Origin of the sequence: Deinococcus apachensis DSM 19763, assembly GCF_000381345.1 — a bacterium.
In the GTDB taxonomy this organism is placed as follows: Bacteria; Deinococcota; Deinococci; order Deinococcales; family Deinococcaceae; genus Deinococcus; species Deinococcus apachensis.
This window is the reverse complement of record NZ_KB906419.1, coordinates 21,851-40,085: the sequence shown is the minus strand read 5'-3', so window position 1 is coordinate 40,085 and position 18,235 is coordinate 21,851. Positions and strand designations below refer to the sequence as shown.

Sequence of the window (18,235 nt, the reverse complement as noted above, 5' to 3'; positions counted from 1 at the left end):
GCCGCCAACTCGCAAGAGTGCGCCAATCGCTGAAAACTGGTCCCAGTTCAGATCGGAGTCTGCAACTCGACTCCGTGAAGGTGGAATCGCTAGTAATCGCGGGTCAGCATACCGCGGTGAATACGTTCCCGGGCCTTGTACACACCGCCCGTCACACCATGGGAGTGCATTGCAGCTGAAACCACCGGGAGCTGAAAGGCAGGTGTCTAGGCTGTGGTTCATGACTGGGGTGAAGTCGTAACAAGGTAACTGTACCGGAAGGTGCGGTTGGATCACCTCCTTTCTACTCGCTCCGCATCTCCCTCTTCCCCCCTGCCCTTCCCTTCACCCCCTGCCCTCCAGCGGGGGGTGTGCGTTTGAGACTGAAGGCCCCACTCTGGATTACACCAGAGTGGGGCCTGCTCTCTTACTGCGGCGTCTCCTTCCAGGCATGATCCAGAAGCTGCTGCACGTCCTGCGCGCATTGATCTTCCAACCCGCACACTTCCTGCTCGAGCAGGTGAATGGCCCGGCGAAAGGCCTGACGGTCAAGGTCGGGGAGACCGCGCTCCATATTCCAACGCCGCAGTTCGCAAGTCAGGGTAGCGAGTTCGTAGGGATCGCCACTAACCAGAATCTCGGTGACGCGGCGGTGCCGGGCGCCCCACTGCCGGGGCAGGTTAAGTTCCTGGCTGACTTGCAGGCGACTCAGCAGATACGGCATGTCACCGGTGGTCAAGGCGGCCCTCAGGCCAGTGCCCTGGGGGGCACTGACCGGAACAAAGGCGCGGCTGGAGGTGTTGGGAAAGTCCACCTGATAGTAAGACTGGGTCTCCCCGGCGACGGGCCGCTGACAGGTGCCGCTGACCACCCCGATGCCGTAGGGGGGAAGGACGACGCGATCACCCGTGCGAAAGGTTGCTCTGCTCACCGTGGTCACCTCTGTTGAAAGGCGGAGTGGTCAGCCGCGCCGCAACGGCCTGAAACCACCGAATGCTGCCCCACGCTCAACGTGGGCCGGGCCTCCTCGTCCCCCTCCCCTCCGCAAGGCAGCGGCCCAGCACGGGGCTGGGCCGGAACATGGTCAGGAGGGGGCAGAGCAGGTTGGGAGGGTCAGTGCGGTGGGGAAGCCGTGGAGAAAACGCCCATTCCGCATGATTCTCACCTTAACAGCCTTTTGTGAGCATTACATCACAATTGAGGTCGAAACGGGAGCGTTGCCCTTTACCCAGGGAAGGGCTGTTCCCGCGGGGCGACTAGGCCCAACAGGGCGTCAAGGCTCAGGGCGAGCAGCGCGGCCAGCACTGCCCCGACGAGGACCAGCCCTGTGTTCTGCTCGGAGAGGCCGTTGATGATCGGGCTGCCCAGGCCCCCGGCGCCCAACGCCGCCCCGACCGTCGCCGTTCCCACGTTGTACACCGTGCTGGTGCGGACCCCGGCGAGCAGCACGGGCAGGGCGAGCGGCAACTCGACCCGCTGCAGCCGTTGACCCGGGGTCATGCCCATGCCCCGCGCCGCGTCGAGCAGATCGCGGTCCACAGCGAGCAGACCAGCCACCCCGTTGCTGACGACCGGGACGAGGCCGTACAGGATAAGCCCGAGCAGGGTGGGTGCCCAGCCGAAGCCCAGGGCGGGCACGGCCAGCGCGAGGATGGCGAGGGTGGGAACGGTCTGCCCCAGACCGACGAGCGTCTCGGTCAGGTCACGCAGCGCCTCCCGCCCCGGGCGCGTGACGGCCACGGCCAGCGGCAGGCCAAGCAGCAGCACGACCCCCGTGGCGAGCAGCACCAGCCCGAGATGCGTCAGCGTGAGCTGCCACAGCGGGGGATCGAAGGTCAGCGGTTCGCCGGGCGAGAGCGGCTGCACCAACCTGGGCAGCACACCGGGCAGCAGGCAAAGGACCAGCAGGCTCGGCCACAGGACGGCGCCCCAGGGGAGGGGACGGGAACGGCGGCGGGTGGGCAAGGTGGTCACCGCTGCATCTCCGGGGTCCGCAGGTCCTCCCAGCGCAGCACGCCGAGCACCTCGTTCCCCCGCGTCACCGCCAGGGCGTCCGTACCCTCGCGCAGCAGGACGCCCAGGGCGCGGCGGGCGTCGAGCGTGTCCTCGACGGTCTGGAGGCCGGAGGGGTCACCCGGGCGCGCGAACTCGGCGGCGGTGCGGCCCGCGAGCTGGCGCAGCGCCGCATCCTCGCCCAGAAACTGGCTCACGAAGGGGCTGGCGGGCCGGTGGATCAGCTCGTCCGGCGGGCCGAACTGGGCCAGGGTGCCCGCGTTCATCAGCGCGACCCGGTCCCCCAGCCGCAGCGCCTCGTCGATGTCGTGGGTGACGAGCACGACCGTCTTGTTGAGTTGCTGTTGGATGGCGCGAAAAGCCGTCTGGAGGCGGTCCCGCGCCAGGGGGTCGAGCGCCCCGAAGGGCTCGTCCATGAGGAGGACGGGCGGGTCGGCGGCGAGCGCCCGCGCCACCCCGACGCGCTGCGCCTGCCCGCCCGAGAGCTGGGCGGGTTTCTTGGCCCGGTACTGTTCGGGGTCCAGTCCCACGAGGTCCAGCAGCTCGTCCACCCGGCGGGCGGTGCGGCGGCGGTCCCAGCCCAGCAACTCGGGCACGGTCCCCACATTCCCCGCGACGGTCAGGTGTGGGAAGAGCCCGACCTGCTGGATGACGTACCCGATGCCCCGCCGCAGCTCCTCGGGGCGCAGCTCACGGGTGTCGCGCCCCCCCAGCAGGACGCGGCCCCCACTCGGCTCGACCAGGCGGTTGATCATCCGCAGCGTGGTGGTCTTGCCGCAGCCCGACGGCCCCAGCAGCGCCGTGAGTTCGCCCTCCGGGAAGACGAGGTTCAGATGACGCACGGCGTAGCTGTCCCCATACCGCTTTTCAAGTCCCTGAAGTTCGATCATCCGGCCCTCCCCAGCCAGCGGCCCAGCAGCGTCTCCAGCCCGCGCAGGGCGGCGTCGAGCCCCAGGGCGAGCAGGGCGGCGGGGACCGCGCCGAGCAGGATCAGGTCGGCGGCGGCGCTCTGGAGGCCCTTGAAGATGTAGGTGCCCAGCCCCCCGGCCCCAATCAGGGCTGCCACCGAGGCCACCCCGACGAGGAGCACGGCCGCTTGCCGGACCCCGCTGAGCCACACCGGCAGGGCCAGCGGCAGGCGCACCCGCCAGAACAGTTGTGTTGAGGTCATTCCCATGCCCCGGGCGGCGTCCACCGGGCCGGGCGGCACCCCCCGCAGCGCTACCACGCCGTTGCGGAGAATCGGGAGCAGGGCATACAGCGTCATCGCGGTGAGGGCCGGGGCCACGCCGATGCCGCTGACGCCCAGGGCGCGCAGGGTTGGAAGGGCGTTTGCCAGGGCCGACAGCGGCGCGATCAGCAGGCCCAGCAGCGCGAGGCTTGGCAGCGTCTGGATGCCGTTGGCGACGCCCAGAACCCCGGCTGCCACCCGCTCACGGCCCGCGGCCCAGACCGCGAGTGGGGCACCGATCAGGAGCGCCGCGCCCAGGGCTTCCCCCACCAGCCGCAGGTGCTGCGCGAGTTCCTGCGTCCAACGCGGCCCCTCGTTCCTCCCCTCGACGAGGACGGACCAGGCGTTCAGGTGCCCGGCGAGGACGAGCGCGGCGACCGGGGGCAGCCAGGCCCACGAGAGCCAGCGCTGGCGGCGACCCAGCAACCCAGCTCCCCGGGCGGCGATCGCCGCCCCCAGCAGGAACAGCCACGCGCCGCTCGCCGCGCTCGCCCGCGCGAAGGGGAGCTGACCCGTGAGCGCCGCCCGAGTCTGCTCCCCGAGCGCCCACACGCCCATCACGACCGCAAGTGATGCTGCCAACCACGTCAGGCGCGGCACGAGGCGGGCGGTGAGGAGGGGGAGCACCGCCAGCAGCAGCCCAGTTCCCGCCAGCAGGGACGGCAGCCGCAGGTACTCGCCCGGAGCGAGGCGGTTGGGCCGCAGCAGCACCCAGGGCAGGAGCGCGCCCGCCAGCAGGGGCAGGGCCGCGAGCAGGAACACACTCCCCGTACCGCCCACGACAGGGGAGGGGGCGGAAGCCGACCCGGCCCCCGCCCCTCGCCATCCCGAGATGCTCACGGTTCCGGCTTGTCCCAGAGCGGGAAAAAGCCCGCGCTCACTTGATCAGCCCCTTGCCCTTCAGGTAGTCCCGCGCCACGTCCTGCGCCGTGCGGCCCTCCAGCGCGACCTGCGCGTTCAGGCCCTGGAGGGTTGTCTGGGTGAGGGTGGCGAAGGTCTTGTTCAGCAGCGCCTCAATCTGCGGGTTCGCCTTCAGGACGGCAGTGCGGATGATCGGCGCGGGCTGATACACGGCCTGCGCGCCCTTCGGGTCTTTCAGCGCCACGAGTTTCAGCGCCGCCAGCGTGCCGTCGGTGCCGTAGGCCATCGCGGCGTTGACCCCGTTCGTGCCGTTCGCCGCCGCCTGCTGCGTCTGGGGAGGGGTGGCGCCCGCCAGCACCAGCTTCTGGTCGGGCCGCAGCTTGAAGCCGTAGGCCGCCTCGAAGGCGGGCATGGTGTCGGGCCGGTTGAAGAATTCGGGGCTGCCCGCGATCTTGAACTTCCCCCCAGCCTTGAGATACCGCGCGAGGTCGGTGACCGAGCCCAGCTTGTTCTGCGTGGCGAGGGCCTGCGGCACCGCGATCACCCAGGTGTTGTTCACGTTGGCGGGCCGGAGCCAGGTGATGCCGTTTTTCAGGTCGAGCTGCCGGGCGTACCCGTAGATCTTGCCGGGGTTCCCCGCCTCCCCAGCGCTGATCTTGGCTTTCGGGAAGAGGTACACCGCATTCCCGGTGTACTCGGGATACACGTCGATCTCGCCCGCCAGGATCGCCTTGCGGTTCACGCCGGTGTCGCCCAGGTTGGTGCGGTCGGTCACCTCTAGCCCGGCATTTCGCAGCGTCAACACGATCATCTGTCCCAGAATCTGCGCCTCGGGGTCGAGTTTGCTGCCCACCACGATGGGCTTGGCCGCGGCATTGCCCAGCAGGGCAGCCAGCGAGAGCCAGAGAATGGTCTTCATGATGAGCCCCAACCTAATCCCCTTCCCGCCTTCCCACGGGTAGGACAGGTCACAAAGCTGAACTGTAAGGGGGCGGGTCACCCCGCGTGGAGCGGCCCGCCGATAAGCCTGAGGGGCTAGAGGTTGCCCCGGAGGGTGGTCGCTGCCTTGAAGCGAATCTTTTTCCCGGGGGGAATCTGAATGCGCTCGCTGGTGCCGGGGCGCACGCCCTGACGCCCGGCAGTCTGCGTGATGCTGAGGGTTCCCAGCCCGGGCAGCCCCACGCTGCGGCCGGAGCGCAGGGCGTCCGCGACCGTCTCGACCATGCAGGCGACCGCCGCGCTCGCCTGCTTGCGGTTCAGGCTGGTGCGGCCCACGACCTGCTCGATGATCTGCGTCTTGGAGATCTTGCCGCGCTCCCCGGCGGCGGGGGCCTGGGTCTCGCTGTCTTCACGGGCGGCGGTCTGGCGGGTTCGTGCCATGGGGGGTCCTCCGTCGAATGAATTTGAGCGGAATTGTTGGCTCAAATGCACAGTAACATACGTTTGACACAGAGCAAGCCAGAAACCCTGCCCCGCGCCCACTTTTCTAGGCAGTTGCGCTATCCCCGGGAGACAAGAGAGGCGGGTCAGCCCCGCCCGGAAGGAACGGCACCGCGCAGGTGAAGCACCCGGACCCGCCCGTCCAGCGCGTCGAGGGTCCACAGTCGCCCCCGCAGCGTATCCCCGACCCCCCCCAGCACCTTAAGAACCTCCAGGGCCATCATGCTCCCCACGATGTTCGGCAGCGGTCCCAGCACGCCCGCCTCGTCGCAGGATTCGGCCTCCCCGGGGTCGGGGAACACGTCGCGCAGACCGAGGGCGGGGCCGAACACGCTGACCATCCCCGCCGTGCCGCTCGCTGCCCCCCACACCCACTCGCGGCCCAGGTGTCGGCAGGCGTCCGCGATCCCGTAGCGTGCCGCGAAGTTGTCCGTGGCGTCCACCACGAGGTCCGCGCCAGAAACGAGCATGTCGGCGTTGCCCGCGTCCAGCGCTGGGGCTACCTCCACCTCCACCCGGGGATTGAGGGCCTGCGCCCGCGCCGCCGCCACCTCGGCCTTGCGCCGCCCCACGTCCGCCAAGCTGTACAGGGTCTGGCGGTGCAGGTTGCTGAGGTCCACCGCATCGCCGTCCGAGATCACCAGCCGCCCCACCCCGGCCCCGGCGAGTTGCAGGATCACCGGCCCACCCAGCCCACCCGCGCCCACCACCAGGACCGTCGCCACCCGCAGCCGCTCCTGCGCGCCCGCCTCCTGCCACTCGGGCACGAGCAGTTGCCGTGAGTAGCGCCGCAGTTCTTCCCGCGAGAGGGTGGGCCGGGGGGGGGAGGTGGGCGTCATGGGGCGAGTTTAGAGGGCAGGACTGGTGATCAGGGGCGTCCGGGAAACAGAAGCCAGGGTGGGGCTGGGCCAACCCGTCCCGCCGGGGCTTGTCCCGCGCTCTAGAATGCGCCGAATGCTCGCCGTGGTCGTCCTCGTCTCGTATCTGCTCGGCTCCCTGGTGGCGGGCGTGCTGTACTCGCGCTCGCTCGGGGCGGATATCCGCGACCGCGACCTGCCGGGCGGCAGCGGCACGTACCGGCAGCACGGCCTGGCCGCGGCGCTGGGCGTGACGGCCTTCGACGTTGCCAAGGGCGTGGCCGCCGCGCTGCTCGCCCGCTGGCTGACACCGGACCTGACCTGGCCCGCCACGCTGGCCGTGGTGCTGGGGCACTGCTACCCACTGTTCTTCCGCTTGGCGGGCGGGGGTGGAATCGCGCCGCTGATGGGGGCGCTGCTGGTGGTTGCGCCGGTCACGCTGGGCGGAATGCTCGCCGCCGGGCTGGCGCTGATCCCGCTGTACAAAGGCACCCTCCAGGCGAGGCTGGGGCTCAACGCCGTTCCCTTCGCCACGGCGGTGGCCGTTCCGCTCGGTGTGCTGCTCGCGCTGCGCTTCGGCGGCCTGCCCGACCTGCTGGCAGGGGGCGTGGCGATGGCGGTGCGCGCCCTGCACCTGCTGCGGGTGGAGAAGCGGACCGCATGAGGCGCGCCCTGTTCCTCACCCTGCTGGGCAGCCTGTTCCTTGGCGGCGCGGCGGGGGCGGACGCGGTGCTCGTGGACCGCACCCTGCGCTTCGAGGACGGCCCCACCTTGCGCTGGGCGCGGACCTACCCGGCGGCGCTGGGCGACCTGATCGGCCCGGTGACGCTGGGGGATGTGGTGTTCCTGGGCGTCGGCCCGGTGGTGGACGCACTGGGGGAGGACGGCAAGCTGCGCGCCCGCTACGCCCTGCCCGCGCCGGTCACGTCGCTGGACTCGACGGGCGGGACCCTGCGCGTCTCCACCCAGGGGGACGGGTACGTCGAGCGCTTCACGCTGGGGGACCCGGGGGGAGGGGGCGACGTGCTGGAACGGGTGGTCTTTCCCCCCGACCCCGAGGTGACGGGCTGGCTGGCCCGCGCCGCCCGCCTGGTGCCGCCCGAGGACCTGGCGCGGGCGGCCCGCGAGGATCCCCTCAATCCCTTCCTGGCGCTGGGGGAGGCGGGGCAGGCGGCGCGGCGGGGGGACCGCTACGCCACCCTGGACGCGGTGCGGCGCAGCCTGGGGGCCGAGCTGCCCTTTCCCGCCTGGGTGCAGCTCGCGGCAGGGCTGGACGCCGCCGGGTTTCCCGCCGCCGCCGACCTCGCCCTCGACCGGGCCCGCCGGGACGCCGCCGCCCGGGGCTACGACCCGGAAATCCGGGTGAGCCGTCAGGCCCTCTTTGCCTATGGGAATCCCAGCGGCTACGTGGGGACGCTGCTCGACCAGGGACGCCTGGGGCGGGCCGAGGTCTGGATGCGCTACCTGCGTGACCTGCACCCCCGCTTCGAGGGCGGCCCGGGCCTGTACGCGCGCTACGCGGATTTGCTCGATGCCCAGGGCCGCGGCGGCGAGGCGGAGGAGTGGCGGCAGTTTTCGCGGGGGCTGCGGGCCGGGACCCTCTACAACCTGGGGCCGGACGCGCCCCGGGAGGTGCGGGACGTGCTGCGGCTCGTGACGCTGGCACTGCTGCTCGCGCTGGGGGCGGCCCTGCTCGCCCTGACACTGCGGGCGTGGCCGGTGCAGGGGGAGGACCTGCGCCTTCTGGGGGGCCGCTGGGCCTCCTGGGCACGTCATCCCCTCGCGCGGGCGCGGCGGGTGGCCGTACTGTACGCGCCCTTCGGGGAGCGGCTGGTCCTCGTGGCGCTGGCGGCCGGACTCCTGACGGGTGTGGCGGGGTGGCAGTGGGCGAACGGCACCGCCGCCCGCCTCCAGGCCCCGGCGCTGAACCTCGGCACGTACGGCGGGGGCTGGTACGCGGCCCGCCTCGACGACCTGGGCCTGCGGCCGACCCCCGATGCGGCGCTGCTCGCCGGGCTGGGCGCCCAGCTCGACGGGGACGACGGCGCCGCCCGCGACCGTTACACCCGGGCCCCGGGCGACCCCTGCGCGCTGAACAATCTCGGCGTGATCGCCCAGACGCGCGGGGACCTCCCCCAGGCGCGCGAACTCTACCGCGCCGCGCTGGCCGACCGGCCCGACCTTGCCGCCGCCGCATACAACCTCGGCCTGAGCCCCGGCACGCCGGGCACCCTGTTCCAGCGGGCCTACCGCCCCGGGGAGCCCCGGCTGTGCTACCCCGACGACCGCAGCCTGACCCGCGCCGTGCAGGGCGACCTCAGCGTGACGTTGGGCCGCGACCTGCGCGACCCGCTGGGTGCCCTCAGTCCGGAGCTGGGCCAGGGCGTGCGGCTGGGGTGGGCCTTCCTGTTGGCCCTGGCGGGACTGGCGGGGCTGACCCTCGCGTTGCTCGTCCCGCGCCCGGCGGGGGCGGGCGGGCAGGGCCGTCCCGCCATCTACCGCCTGGCCGCACTGCTGCTGCCGGGCAGCTCCCTGCTGGAGGGGGCCTGGGGCGGCGTGCTGCTGCTCGCCTGGGGCGCGGCGCTCGCCGGGCTCGCCTCGCTGGCGGGGCTGATCCGCTTCCCCCTGCCAGAGGGGCTGGTGCAGCCGGGCATCCGCGGCCTCCTGCTGACGCTGCTCGCGGCCACCTACCTGCTCAATACCGCCGCGTTCATCGCCGCCGAGCTGCGTTACGCCCGTCGGCGGCGCCGGGAGCAGGCGTCCGCCTGAGGGAAGGACCACCTCGACCATCATCCTTCCTTGAGAGACGACGCTCCGGGACGAAACTGGGCAGACAAGGGTCAGCTTCGGCCCGCATACTTCCCCGGATGCCGGTGCCTCACCTTCCCTCCAATCTCCCCCGCGCCCCCCGCATACGAAGTCTTTTCGCGTCTGGCCGCATGTTGCTCGCCGCCCTGGCGCTCGGGCTGGGGGCTGCCCCCGCCGCCGCGCTGGGGGCGGTGCAGCTCACGGTCTCGACGGACCAGACCGCCGCCTCGCTGAACGGTCAGCCCGTGCAGTACCTCGCGCCGCCACGGCTGGTCGACGGGCGCCTCATGCTGCCCCTGCGCGAGACCGCCGCGCTGCTGGGCCAGACGCTGACGGAGACGGGCGGGCAGATGGGTTTCGGGCGCCTGACGGTGGACCCGGCCGCGGGCACCGCCACGCTGGGAGGCGTGCCCCAGCCGGGGGGGAACGTCGCCACGGTCGACACCGCTGTGTATGTCGCCGTCCGGCTCCTCGCCGACGCGCTGGGGGCCAACCTCAGCGTAGACACGAGTGGGCGCACCATCACCCTCACCGCGCTGCGGGAGGGCGGCAATCCCCTCGCCCCGCAGGCCCGCTTCTCCACCGACAAGACGGTGTACGCGCCCGGCGAGCGGGTGATCTTCACCGACTACCCCTTCGACCCCGACGGCGCCGACATCGTGAGCCGCAAGTGGACGGGGCGGCAGGAGGTGTACTTCCAGCCGGGCACGTACACGATCACCCTCCAGGTGACGAACAGCCGCGGTCTCCAGAGTGTGCCCTACAGCCGCACGATTCAGGTGCAGGGCGCGCCGGTCGATACTCCGCTGAGCTACGCCCTGAAGTACGCCGAGCCCGGCGACCGCTTCGCCGACCCGCTGGTCTCCGGCTATCCCGCCGTAACCGCCCTGCCCGTGCCCGGCCTGAGCTACCCGCTGCTCTTCAGTGACAGCCCCGAGGCCCCCACCCAGAGCGGCGTGCTGTATCAGGACACCGTGTCCGTGCAGGCGCGGCTGCTCGCCTACCACCTCAACGCGCTGGGGCGGCCCGCCCGCATGTACATCCTGGCCCGCAACATCGAGAACCGGGCGGTCGAGGTCCGCACCGAGCGGCTGGGCGAGACGGCGCCCACCCGCATCGAGGGGCTGCTGGGGCAGGTCACCCTGCTCGATTACTTCGCCAGCGCGGGCGGCCACGTCCTGAACCTCGCGCCCGGGCAGAGCGCGGCCGTGTACGCCAGCCCCACCCTGAACCCCGGGACCGGCGTGAACGTGATGCAGGACCTGACCGCCTCGGGCCGGGTGGAACTCACCTTCGTGATATTGGAGGAGGGCCTGCCCGCCACCGCGCAGGTCGTGCAGCAGCTCCCCTACCTCCAGCCCGACGGGCGGCACCAGCGGGGCACCTTTCCCAACGCCGTGCGCTCCCTGCGCGTGAACCTCGCCGCGCTTCCCGCCCGGCTGATCATCGGGGACGGACGGGTGGACCCGGCCCTGGACGGCGTGGACCGGCTGACGGGCCGCCCCCAGCGGCTGCTGGGCAACTACGGCGTCCTGTACGACCTCCAGGTGTACGGGGCGGGCGGAACCGCCGTCGCCTTCAGCCCGCGCGGCGGCCTGTACCGGGGCGCCATGAACATAGAGGACGGCCCGATCTCGCAGACGATCAAGCTGCCCCGCAGCGGCAATGCGCTCACGCCCGACCAGCCCGTGCTGCTGTGGCGCTCGCAGTCGGACCGCTTGGACATTGACTTCGTGCCCGCCAGTGGCAGCAGTCTGCCCATCAGCCTGATCTTTTATCCCACCCGGCCGCAGCCCGGCTTCGGGGGGGTGCGGAAGACGTATCAGCCCTGAGGGCCGGGTTCTCAGCAGGGGGGCGTGATGGAGACGTGCCGGGGATGAGCTGAGGGGCAGGGCGTCTTGCTTCGGTTTGCCCCACCCCCTGCCCCTCCAGGGGTAGGGGGGAGTGGCGCTGCGCTAGGCGAGGGCTCGCCCATTTCGCCCGTGGCCGCTTCTTTCTACGCGCACTGTTTGATCTTGCTGTTCTCTCGGTCACCAGCCCATCGTCTCGCTGCGCGAGCAAGGTGGGGTGAAGGCCGTGTGTGCGTCAGCCGCGTGTGGGACGTCCACAGGAGACGGTTTTCAAAAGCGAAAGCTTTGGCGCCCTTACTCCTCCACCCTTGCGGGGAGGTGGGGAGGGGGGTGGCAAGCAACGCTTGCCCTCTATAGGCTGTACCAGACACACCTCCGGGCAAAAGGGAAAACACCCAGGCCCGCCCCGCATCTGATCTGGCATCGGGACCTGTCCCCAACTCCCCCTCAACGCTCGCCGTTCTCCGTCACCCGAATGCCCACGGTGCCGTCCCCGAATTCCAGCGTGAGCGGCTGTCCCAGTTCGACCTGAGTGGCGCGGGTGACGGGGGTGCCCGCCGCGTCCCGGACCAGCGCGTAGCCGCGGGCCAGCGTCCGCTCGGGGGTGAGGCCCAGTGCCTGACGCATCAGCGCGTCCGTCTCTGCCCGGGCGGCGTCCGCCTGACGGCGGACGGTGCCAAGGATGCGGTCGAGCGTCCATCTGGCCCCCGCATCCGCGTTCACCAGGGCGTCACGGGCGCGGGCGCGGATGGTGCGGGCATCCTCCTGCGCCTGGGCGGCGGCGGTGGCGACCGTGCGGACGATCAGGCCCGCGGCCTTGCTGGGCGTGTCCGTCCGAATACACGCGACCTCGTCGGGGAGGGTGTCGTCGCGGGCGTGGCCCAGGCCGGTGACCACGGGCGCGGGGAAGGTGGCGAGGGCGCGGGCCACCTCCAGGTCGTTCAGCCAGGCGAGGTCGGTCACGGCGCCGCCGCCGCGGATCACCACGAGGGCGTCCAGCGGCGCCTGCTCGTGGGCCGCCCGGGCGTCCGCGATGGCTTCTGTCAGGCTCGCGGAGGCCTCGCGTCCCTGGAAGGTCGCCTCCAGGTACAGGAACTCGACCACCCCGGCGGCCTCCAGGGCATCCGTCTCGCGGCGGAAGTCACCCAGGCCCGCCGCCTCGCGGGGGCTGATCACGGCCACCCGGGCGAAGTCGGCCGGGGCGGTCAGCGCGCGGTTGCGGCCGTACACGCCCTCCTGCACCAGCGTCTCCCGCAGGGCCTCCAGCCGCAGGGCCGCGTCGCCCAGTGTGAATTCGGGTGCCACGTCGAGTACATTCAAGGAGAAGCCGTACTGGGGGTGGAACTCCGGCGTGCAGAACAGCAGCACCTTGAGGCCCGCCGTCAGCGTCCCGCCCGTCGCGCGGCGGAACTTGCCCTCCAGCGCGTACCGCTCGCGCGCCCAGACCGTCCCGCGGCACTTGGCGACCTCCACCCCGTCCTCCAGTTGCACGAGGTCGAGGTAGAGGTGGCGCCGGTCGGTGAGGGCGGCGACTTCCGCCCGGACCCAGACGGCTCCCGGCATCCCGCGTGCGATGACCTGTCCCACGTACACGAGCACGTCCGCCAGGTCGAGGAACTGCTCGGGGGGGCGCACCGTCTCGCTCTTCTTGCGTTTGCGTCCGGTCACAGCCGCGCCCCCAGGTGCCGACCCAGCACCGCCGCGACCACGCCCAAAACCACACTCAGCCCCGCGTACAACGTGGCAGGACCGACCGCCCCCCGCCCCAGCAGGTCGTCCACCTCCACACTGAACGTCGAGAAGGTCGTGAAGGCGCCCAGCACCCCCGTGCCGAAGGCCACCCGCACCGCCTCCGGCCACACCCCGCGCCCGACGAGCGCCACGGTCAGGCCCAGCAGAAAGGAGCCCAGGACGTTGATGAGCAGCACCGCCACCGGAAACCCGGTTCGCAGGACGAGCGGCGTGAGGGCCAGCACCACCGCCTGGCGGCACGCGGCCCCCACCGCGCCCCCCAGCATCAACCCCAGCCACAACCTGCCGCTCACGGGAGACAGGATAGGGGAGCGCGGGGAAAAGAGGCTGGGCCGCCCACGTTCCGCGCGCCACGCTCTACGATCTTCCCGATGATCCGCGCCAAAACCCTGAACGGAGCCGACCTCGCCTGGAACGGGGAAACCGGAGGTGTCTGGGTGGACGCGCAGGGCGTGACGCCGGAGGAACTCGCCCGGTTGCGCTCGGCTTTTCCCCTCAACCGCCTCGCCGTCGAGGACGCCCTGGAACAGGGGCACTGGAGCCGCGCTGAGGGCTACCCCGAACACGCCTTTATCACCGTCCGCTCCTTCGTCCGGCCCGAGGAGCCCGACGAGTTCACCGAACGCGTCAGCATCTTTGCCTTTCCCCACGCGGTGCTGACCCTGAGCAGCGCGGGAACCCGGGCACTGGCGAGCGTCTGGAACCTGGTGGGCCGCGAGAGCGTGAACACCCCGGGCGAGGTCGTGTACGAACTCCTCGACCAGACCGCCGACACCTTTTTCGCCCTCGCCGACATGCTGGAGGGGCGGGTGGACGCCCTGGAGGAGGAGGTCTTCAGGGATCACCGCCACAACCCCATCTCGCAGGTGTTCGACCTCAAGCACCTGCTCGGCCAGGCCCGCCGCCTGAGCGCCGACGCCCGCGAGGCGACCCTCCTGCTCGTGCGGTACAGCGACCCCGGGAGCCCGGACCTCGTGCGTTACCGCGACGTCCACGACTCCTTCGGCCGGGCGAGCAGCCGCCTGGACGGCCTGCGCGACTACCTCACCAGCCTGCTCGACCTGCACCTGAGCCTCCAGAGCCAGCGCATGAACGAGGTGATGCGGACCCTGACCGCCGTCAGCGTGGTCTTCCTGCCGTTGACCTTCCTGGCAGGCGTGTGGGGCATGAATTTCGAGCACATGCCGGAGTTGCCCTGGCGCTACGGGTACGCCTTCGCCTGGGCGACTTTCCTGCTGATCGGTGGCCTGCTGGCGTACTACTTCAAGCGGCGCGGATGGTGGTGAGCCGTGGCCTCCTTGCGCTGCTGATCGTCCATCCGGGCGTACGGAAGAAGTCCAGGGCGCCGCAACCCCGGCTCACGGCGGTCTCCGGCTTCCCAGCACTGAGCCTGTCCAACTCTCACCTGGGCGCCTGGGCGGAACCTCGGGTACGCTGGCCCATGCCGCCCGTGGTACTCCAGAGTCCCGAGGAAGAGGTCGTCCTCCAGCGGTTTGGGCGGGCGCTCGCCGACCTGTGGGCGTTCGACCGCCCGCTGATCGAGCGCAGGCTCAACCCCAAAAGCCTGGTCCACCGGCTCGCCGTGTACCTGGAGCGGCAGTTTCCGGGCTTTCACACCGACTGCGAGTACAGCCGCAACAGCCGGGTCGACGAACCGACCTACGACTTCCCCTACATGAGCCGTCCCCGCCAGCGCGACCTGCGGAAGAACCTGATCCGCCAAGGCCTGAGCGAGGCCGAGGCCGAGGCCGCCGCCCACAGCGTCACTCACGCCTACCCTGACATCATCGTCCACTACCGCGAGGAGAACCACCTCAACGTGCTGGTCGTCGAGGTGCGGCTGCTGGGCGACGCCCGGGGCTGGGGCAGCATGCTGGACGCGAAGGAGAAACTCCAGCGGTACACGCTGCTGGGTGAACAGGGGCTATTCCGGTACGCCGTTGGCCTGCTCGTCGAACTCGGCGTGACGGAGGGGGGCGACCACACCGCCGTGCATCAGTTCCGGAACGGGCGGGAGGTGGGGCGGGTGGGGTAGCCCCGCCCCCTTCAATACAACACCCTGCCTCCCAGCCTGCGCGCGAAATGCACCCGCCGCAGCGCCACCGCCTGCGAACGGGAGAGGGGCTGCCCCAGCGCCAACCGGTGCAGGGCGCGAGCATGGACGGCCAGGCGGTGTGGGGCGTCAGTCGCGTTCGTTCCAATGTGCTCGAAGGAGACGGAAGACCTCAGCTCGTCCACCAGCGCGTCCAGCCGTTCCAGCGAGCCCGACTTGCGGCGGCCCCGGTGAATCAGGTCTTCGGCGTAGCGCCGGACGTGAAAGCGGTGGTCGCTCCGTACCCGGAACCGTTCGTATCCCAGCAGCTGGGCATGAGCGAGGGCCAGCCGAATGGCCTCCCGCTCGGCCAGGTGCTCGTGGCCCCGTTCCCCCAGAAAAGCGGCGTGGGGCCTGCCGTTCAGGGTGTAGCCCACACTGAGGCTGCCGTCCCCCTTGTCCGCGCTGCCGTCGGCATGGAGGACGACCTCATGCGTGGCGAGGGGACGGTGTTCCTGCCGCAGCACCTCGCGCTCTTCCGTCGAGGGCACCTGCCAGACGTGCCAGAACCAGGGCCAGCCGGGCGGCCTGGAGGGCTGGAGTTGGGTCTCCAGCCACGGTCCCAGGGATGAGCCGCACCCCTCCGTGGATTACCGGCGGGACTGCCATGGGCCACTGCACCTCAATCTCCAGCAGGTCCAGTGCGGCGGCGTGGAGGAGGGCGACCCGGGCGGCCTCGGGCTCACCCGGCCCTCCAGTGCCCGGCCACACGACCCCGTAAGTCACCCCGTCCAGTTCGTAGCCGATCCCGTGTCCCTCGTGCAGGGCGAGCAGGGTAGCCCGCCCATGGACGGGTCGACTTGGCGGGTTGCCCCCCATACCCGGCGCTACTCCAGCGCCCCCACCCCCGTCAGGTGCCGCCCGACGATCAGGGTGTGGATGTCGTGCGTGCCCTCGTAGGTGTCCACGGTCTCCAGGTTGAGCATGTGGCGGATCACCGGGTACTCGGTGGTAATGCCGTTGCCCCCTAACATCTCGCGGGCGAGGCGGGCGCCATTCAGCGCGGCGCGCACGTTGTTGCGCTTGGCATAGCTGACCTGCGCGAAGTTCATCCGCCCCGCGTCCTTGAGCCCCCCCAGCCGCCACGCGAGGAGCAGCCCGGTCGAGTGGTCCGTCGCCAGCCTCACCAGCTTGTCCTGCACGAGCTGCCGCCCCGCGATGGGCTTGCCGAAGGTCGTGCGGCTCCCGGTGTAGTCCAGCGCCGTCTGGAGCATCACCTCCAGCGCCCCCATCGCTCCCCACGCGATTCCAAAGCGAGCGGAGGTGAGGCAGGAGAGCGGGGATTTCAGGCCGCCCGAACCCGGCAGCAGGTTCTCCGCGGGAATGCGGCAGTCTTCCAGCACGATCTCGCCAGTCACCGAGGCGCGCAGGCTCATCTTGCGCTGAATCTTGGGCGCGCTGAAGCCGGGCGCGTCGGTCGGCACGATGAAGCCGCGCACCGTACCCTCCTCGTCCTTCGCCCACACCACGGCGAGGTCGGCGACCGGGGAGTTGGTGATCCACATCTTGTTGCCGTTCAGGACGTACTCGTCGCCGTCACGCCGGGCACGGGTCCGCATGGCGCCGGGGTCGGAGCCGCCGTCGGGCTCGGTGAGGCCGAAGCAGCCGATCAGTTCGCCCGAAGCCAGGCCGGGGAGGTACTTCCGCCTCTGCTCCTCGCTGCCGTAGGTGGAGATCGGGAACATGACCAGGCTGCCCTGCACGCTGGCCGCGCTCCGCAGGCCGCTGTCCACCCGCTCCAGCTCGTACATCATCGCGCCGTACGCGCTGTAGGAGGTGCCCGCGCCGCCGTACTCCTCGGGGGTGGTGGGGCCGAGCAGGCCCATTTCCCCGAACTGCCGCATCACGTCCCGCACGGGCAGCTCGCCGCTGTCCCACCAATCGGCGATGTGGGGCAGGAGTTCGGCGTCGCAGAAGGAGCGCACGCTCTCGCGGATCAGGCGCTCGTCGGGGGTCAGCAGGTCGAAGACGGCGAATTCGTCGATCATGGGGTCTCCTCGGGGGCTAGGGCGGGTTCAGTCAGGCCGAGTTCGGCCAGCACCTCGGCGGTGTGTTGACCCAGGGTGGGCGGAGCGCGGCGGACCGGGGGGCGCTTCCCGCCAAAGCTCCAGGGTGGGGCGGTCACGGTCGTCTCGCCGAGAGCGGCATGCGGGACCGTTACGGCGATGTTCTGATCCCTCACGTGGGGGTCCTCGAAGACCTCCCGCACGTTGTTCACCGGGCCGCAGGGCACGCCCGCGGCGTCCAGCCGCCGCATGATCTCGGCGCGGGTGTACCGCCCGAGGGCGGGGTAGAGTTCGGCGTTCAGCGCCTCGCGGGCGTGAACACGGCCCTCGTTCGTCGCGTACTGGGGATTGCTGCCCAACGAGTCGAATTCCAGTGCCGCGCAGAAGCGCCGCCACAGGCTGTCGTTGCCCGCCGCCACGTTGACCATCCCGTCCGCGCAGGGGAAGGTCCCGTACGGCACGATGGAGGGGTGGTCATTGCCCTGCGGCCCCGGAACCTGCCCGCCGTTCAGGTAGCGGCTGATCTGGCTGGTGCCCAGCGAGATGATGCCCTCCAGCAGGTTCACGTCCACCCGTCGGCCTACCCCGGTTCGTTCCCTCTGGTACAGCGCGGCCAGGATCGCCTGGGTGGTCAGCGACCCGGCGAACACGTCCGCCACGGCCACACCGACCCGCACAGGCGGGCGGCCCTCCTCGCCGTTGTAGCTCATCAGGCCGCCCATCCCCTGCGCGATCACGTCGTACCCGGCGCGGTCGCGGTACGGCCCTTCCTGCCCGAAGCCGCTGATCGCCGCGTAAACCAGCCGGGGAAACTCGGCGTGCAGCGCCTCCCAGCCCAGGCCCAGGCGGTCGAGCGTGCCGGGGCGGTAGTTCTCCACCAGCACATCGGCCGAGGCGATCAGTGCCCGCGCGGCCCGTAGGTCCCGCTCTTCCTTGAGGTCCAGCACCACGCTGCGCTTGTTGCGGTTCACGCTGAGGTAGTAGGTGGATTCCCGCGCCTCGCCGTGCCGCTGATACGGCGGTCCCCAGGCACGGGTGTCGTCCCCGCCGGGCGGCTCGATCTTGATCACGTCCGCCCCCAGGTCCCCCAGAAGCATCGTGCAGTAGGGACCCGTGAGCACTCGGGTGAAGTCGATGACACGCACGCCCGAAAGCGGCAGGTCAGGGGATGGGGTTTGGGTCATGACTGTTGTGAGAAATGAACTGGATTGACATGGGTGCAGGTTCCATGAGGGTGAGGCTCGGGAAGGAGTCCCGGGTACGTCGGTGACGAACTGTGCAAACTTGGGTAGTCTACGCCCTGTTTTTCCCCGACCCGCCGTGAAGCTAGGGGTGCCCGGTTGGCG

The 18,235-nt window shown here is 70.8% G+C and carries 18 protein-coding genes and 1 rRNA gene; 6 read left to right on the top strand and 13 right to left on the bottom strand.

All coding sequences use genetic code 11. The features are described from left to right. Positions 1 to 283: ribosomal RNA gene (locus F784_RS0119930) — 16S ribosomal RNA — on the top strand; the annotation flags it as partial. Between the two features lie 123 nt (positions 284 to 406). Here F784_RS0119930 and F784_RS0119925 read toward each other — a convergent pair. The 7 genes from F784_RS0119925 to F784_RS0119895 all read right to left on the bottom strand — a co-directional run bounded on the left by F784_RS0119925 (position 407) and on the right by F784_RS0119895 (position 6,363). Then, complete coding sequence (locus F784_RS0119925; RefSeq protein ID WP_157465401.1) at positions 407 to 910, bottom strand: CarD family transcriptional regulator; 504 nt, start codon at positions 908 to 910, stop codon at positions 407 to 409. A 293-nt stretch (positions 911 to 1,203) separates the two neighbouring features. Continuing rightward, the gene (locus tag F784_RS0119920) at positions 1,204 to 1,953 is read right to left on the bottom strand and encodes an ABC transporter permease (protein WP_019588483.1); all 750 of its coding nucleotides are present in this window, start codon (positions 1,951 to 1,953) and stop codon (positions 1,204 to 1,206) included. After that, entirely contained in the window at positions 1,950 to 2,882 is a 933-nt protein-coding gene (locus F784_RS0119915) for an ABC transporter ATP-binding protein (protein WP_019588482.1), read from the bottom strand. The genes F784_RS0119920 and F784_RS0119915 overlap by 4 nt, the downstream gene beginning before the upstream one ends. Next, the gene (locus tag F784_RS0119910) at positions 2,879 to 3,985 is read right to left on the bottom strand and encodes an ABC transporter permease (RefSeq protein ID WP_019588481.1); all 1,107 of its coding nucleotides are present in this window, start codon (positions 3,983 to 3,985) and stop codon (positions 2,879 to 2,881) included. Before F784_RS0119910 ends, F784_RS0119915 begins: the two co-directional genes overlap by 4 nt. A 115-nt stretch (positions 3,986 to 4,100) precedes the next feature. Beyond that, positions 4,101 to 5,003 (bottom strand): ABC transporter substrate-binding protein, encoded by a 903-nt coding sequence (locus F784_RS0119905; protein ID WP_026332609.1) that lies wholly within the window; start codon positions 5,001 to 5,003, stop codon positions 4,101 to 4,103. Between the two features lie 116 nt (positions 5,004 to 5,119). Beyond that, on the bottom strand, positions 5,120 to 5,464 hold the full coding sequence (locus F784_RS0119900) for an HU family DNA-binding protein (protein ID WP_019588479.1): 345 nt from the start codon (positions 5,462 to 5,464) through the stop codon (positions 5,120 to 5,122). Between the two features lie 146 nt (positions 5,465 to 5,610). Next, positions 5,611 to 6,363 (bottom strand): HesA/MoeB/ThiF family protein, encoded by a 753-nt coding sequence (locus F784_RS0119895; protein ID WP_019588478.1) that lies wholly within the window; start codon positions 6,361 to 6,363, stop codon positions 5,611 to 5,613. 115 nt (positions 6,364 to 6,478) lie between these two features. Here F784_RS0119895 and F784_RS0119890 point away from each other — a divergent pair, with 115 nt between their 5' ends. The 3 genes from F784_RS0119890 to F784_RS0119880 all read left to right on the top strand — a co-directional run bounded on the left by F784_RS0119890 (position 6,479) and on the right by F784_RS0119880 (position 11,021). After that, complete coding sequence (locus F784_RS0119890) at positions 6,479 to 7,045, top strand: glycerol-3-phosphate acyltransferase (protein ID WP_019588477.1); 567 nt, start codon at positions 6,479 to 6,481, stop codon at positions 7,043 to 7,045. Then, positions 7,042 to 9,150: a hypothetical protein gene (locus F784_RS0119885; RefSeq protein ID WP_019588476.1), complete on the top strand. Its 2,109-nt coding sequence runs from the start codon at positions 7,042 to 7,044 to the stop codon at positions 9,148 to 9,150. The genes F784_RS0119890 and F784_RS0119885 overlap by 4 nt, the downstream gene beginning before the upstream one ends. A 170-nt stretch (positions 9,151 to 9,320) precedes the next feature. Further along, on the top strand, positions 9,321 to 11,021 hold the full coding sequence (locus F784_RS0119880) for a copper amine oxidase (RefSeq protein WP_019588475.1): 1,701 nt from the start codon (positions 9,321 to 9,323) through the stop codon (positions 11,019 to 11,021). A 465-nt stretch (positions 11,022 to 11,486) separates the two neighbouring features. Here the strand turns inward: F784_RS0119880 and xseA are convergent, their stop codons facing one another. Further along, positions 11,487 to 12,707 (bottom strand): exodeoxyribonuclease VII large subunit, encoded by a 1,221-nt coding sequence (xseA, locus tag F784_RS0119875; RefSeq protein WP_019588474.1) that lies wholly within the window; start codon positions 12,705 to 12,707, stop codon positions 11,487 to 11,489. Beyond that, on the bottom strand, positions 12,704 to 13,084 hold the full coding sequence (locus tag F784_RS0119870; RefSeq protein ID WP_026332607.1) for a fluoride efflux transporter FluC: 381 nt from the start codon (positions 13,082 to 13,084) through the stop codon (positions 12,704 to 12,706). The genes xseA and F784_RS0119870 overlap by 4 nt, the downstream gene beginning before the upstream one ends. Before the next feature lie 78 nt (positions 13,085 to 13,162). Between F784_RS0119870 and F784_RS0119865 the strand changes: the two genes are divergently transcribed. Together F784_RS0119865 and F784_RS0119860 are read left to right on the top strand one after the other, a co-directional pair. Beyond that, positions 13,163 to 14,077 (top strand): magnesium transporter CorA family protein, encoded by a 915-nt coding sequence (locus F784_RS0119865; RefSeq protein WP_019588472.1) that lies wholly within the window; start codon positions 13,163 to 13,165, stop codon positions 14,075 to 14,077. A gap of 155 nt (positions 14,078 to 14,232) precedes the next feature. Continuing rightward, positions 14,233 to 14,826 (top strand): hypothetical protein, encoded by a 594-nt coding sequence (locus F784_RS0119860; protein ID WP_157465399.1) that lies wholly within the window; start codon positions 14,233 to 14,235, stop codon positions 14,824 to 14,826. A gap of 11 nt (positions 14,827 to 14,837) precedes the next feature. On the opposite strand, the gene F784_RS0119855 is transcribed toward F784_RS0119860, so the two are convergent. Genes F784_RS0119855 through F784_RS0119845 form a run of 4 tightly spaced genes read right to left on the bottom strand, consistent with a single transcriptional unit; the run spans position 14,838 to position 18,073 of the window. Next, positions 14,838 to 15,374 (bottom strand): ribonuclease H family protein, encoded by a 537-nt coding sequence (locus F784_RS0119855; RefSeq protein WP_157465398.1) that lies wholly within the window; start codon positions 15,372 to 15,374, stop codon positions 14,838 to 14,840. Continuing rightward, complete coding sequence (locus F784_RS26440) at positions 15,313 to 15,702, bottom strand: hypothetical protein (RefSeq protein ID WP_157465397.1); 390 nt, start codon at positions 15,700 to 15,702, stop codon at positions 15,313 to 15,315. Before F784_RS26440 ends, F784_RS0119855 begins: the two co-directional genes overlap by 62 nt. Positions 15,703 to 15,710: 8 nt before the next feature. Continuing rightward, on the bottom strand, positions 15,711 to 16,871 hold the full coding sequence (locus tag F784_RS0119850) for an acyl-CoA dehydrogenase family protein (RefSeq protein WP_019588469.1): 1,161 nt from the start codon (positions 16,869 to 16,871) through the stop codon (positions 15,711 to 15,713). Further along, positions 16,868 to 18,073, bottom strand: coding sequence for a CaiB/BaiF CoA transferase family protein (locus F784_RS0119845; protein WP_026332606.1), 1,206 nt, complete (start codon positions 18,071 to 18,073; stop codon positions 16,868 to 16,870). The genes F784_RS0119850 and F784_RS0119845 overlap by 4 nt, the downstream gene beginning before the upstream one ends. Positions 18,074 to 18,235 lie beyond the last annotated feature (162 nt).

What these genes read in the sequence shown, in the direction of transcription:
- F784_RS0119860 (WP_157465399.1), top strand. Translation starts at nt 14,233, where the DNA reads ATGCCGCCCGTGGTACTCCAGAGTCCCGAGGAAGAGGTCGTCCTCCAG.
- F784_RS0119895 (WP_019588478.1), bottom strand. Translation starts at nt 6,363, where the DNA reads ATGACGCCCACCTCCCCCCCCCGGCCCACCCTCTCGCGGGAAGAACTG.
- F784_RS0119845 (WP_026332606.1), bottom strand. Translation starts at nt 18,073, where the DNA reads ATGACCCAAACCCCATCCCCTGACCTGCCGCTTTCGGGCGTGCGTGTC.
- F784_RS0119885 (WP_019588476.1), top strand. Translation starts at nt 7,042, where the DNA reads ATGAGGCGCGCCCTGTTCCTCACCCTGCTGGGCAGCCTGTTCCTTGGC.
- F784_RS26440 (WP_157465397.1), bottom strand. Translation starts at nt 15,702, where the DNA reads ATGGGGGGCAACCCGCCAAGTCGACCCGTCCATGGGCGGGCTACCCTG.
- F784_RS0119880 (WP_019588475.1), top strand. Translation starts at nt 9,321, where the DNA reads ATGTTGCTCGCCGCCCTGGCGCTCGGGCTGGGGGCTGCCCCCGCCGCC.
- F784_RS0119865 (WP_019588472.1), top strand. Translation starts at nt 13,163, where the DNA reads ATGATCCGCGCCAAAACCCTGAACGGAGCCGACCTCGCCTGGAACGGG.
- F784_RS0119890 (WP_019588477.1), top strand. Translation starts at nt 6,479, where the DNA reads ATGCTCGCCGTGGTCGTCCTCGTCTCGTATCTGCTCGGCTCCCTGGTG.
- F784_RS0119905 (WP_026332609.1), bottom strand. Translation starts at nt 5,003, where the DNA reads ATGAAGACCATTCTCTGGCTCTCGCTGGCTGCCCTGCTGGGCAATGCC.
- F784_RS0119850 (WP_019588469.1), bottom strand. Translation starts at nt 16,871, where the DNA reads ATGATCGACGAATTCGCCGTCTTCGACCTGCTGACCCCCGACGAGCGC.
- F784_RS0119900 (WP_019588479.1), bottom strand. Translation starts at nt 5,464, where the DNA reads ATGGCACGAACCCGCCAGACCGCCGCCCGTGAAGACAGCGAGACCCAG.
- F784_RS0119915 (WP_019588482.1), bottom strand. Translation starts at nt 2,882, where the DNA reads ATGATCGAACTTCAGGGACTTGAAAAGCGGTATGGGGACAGCTACGCC.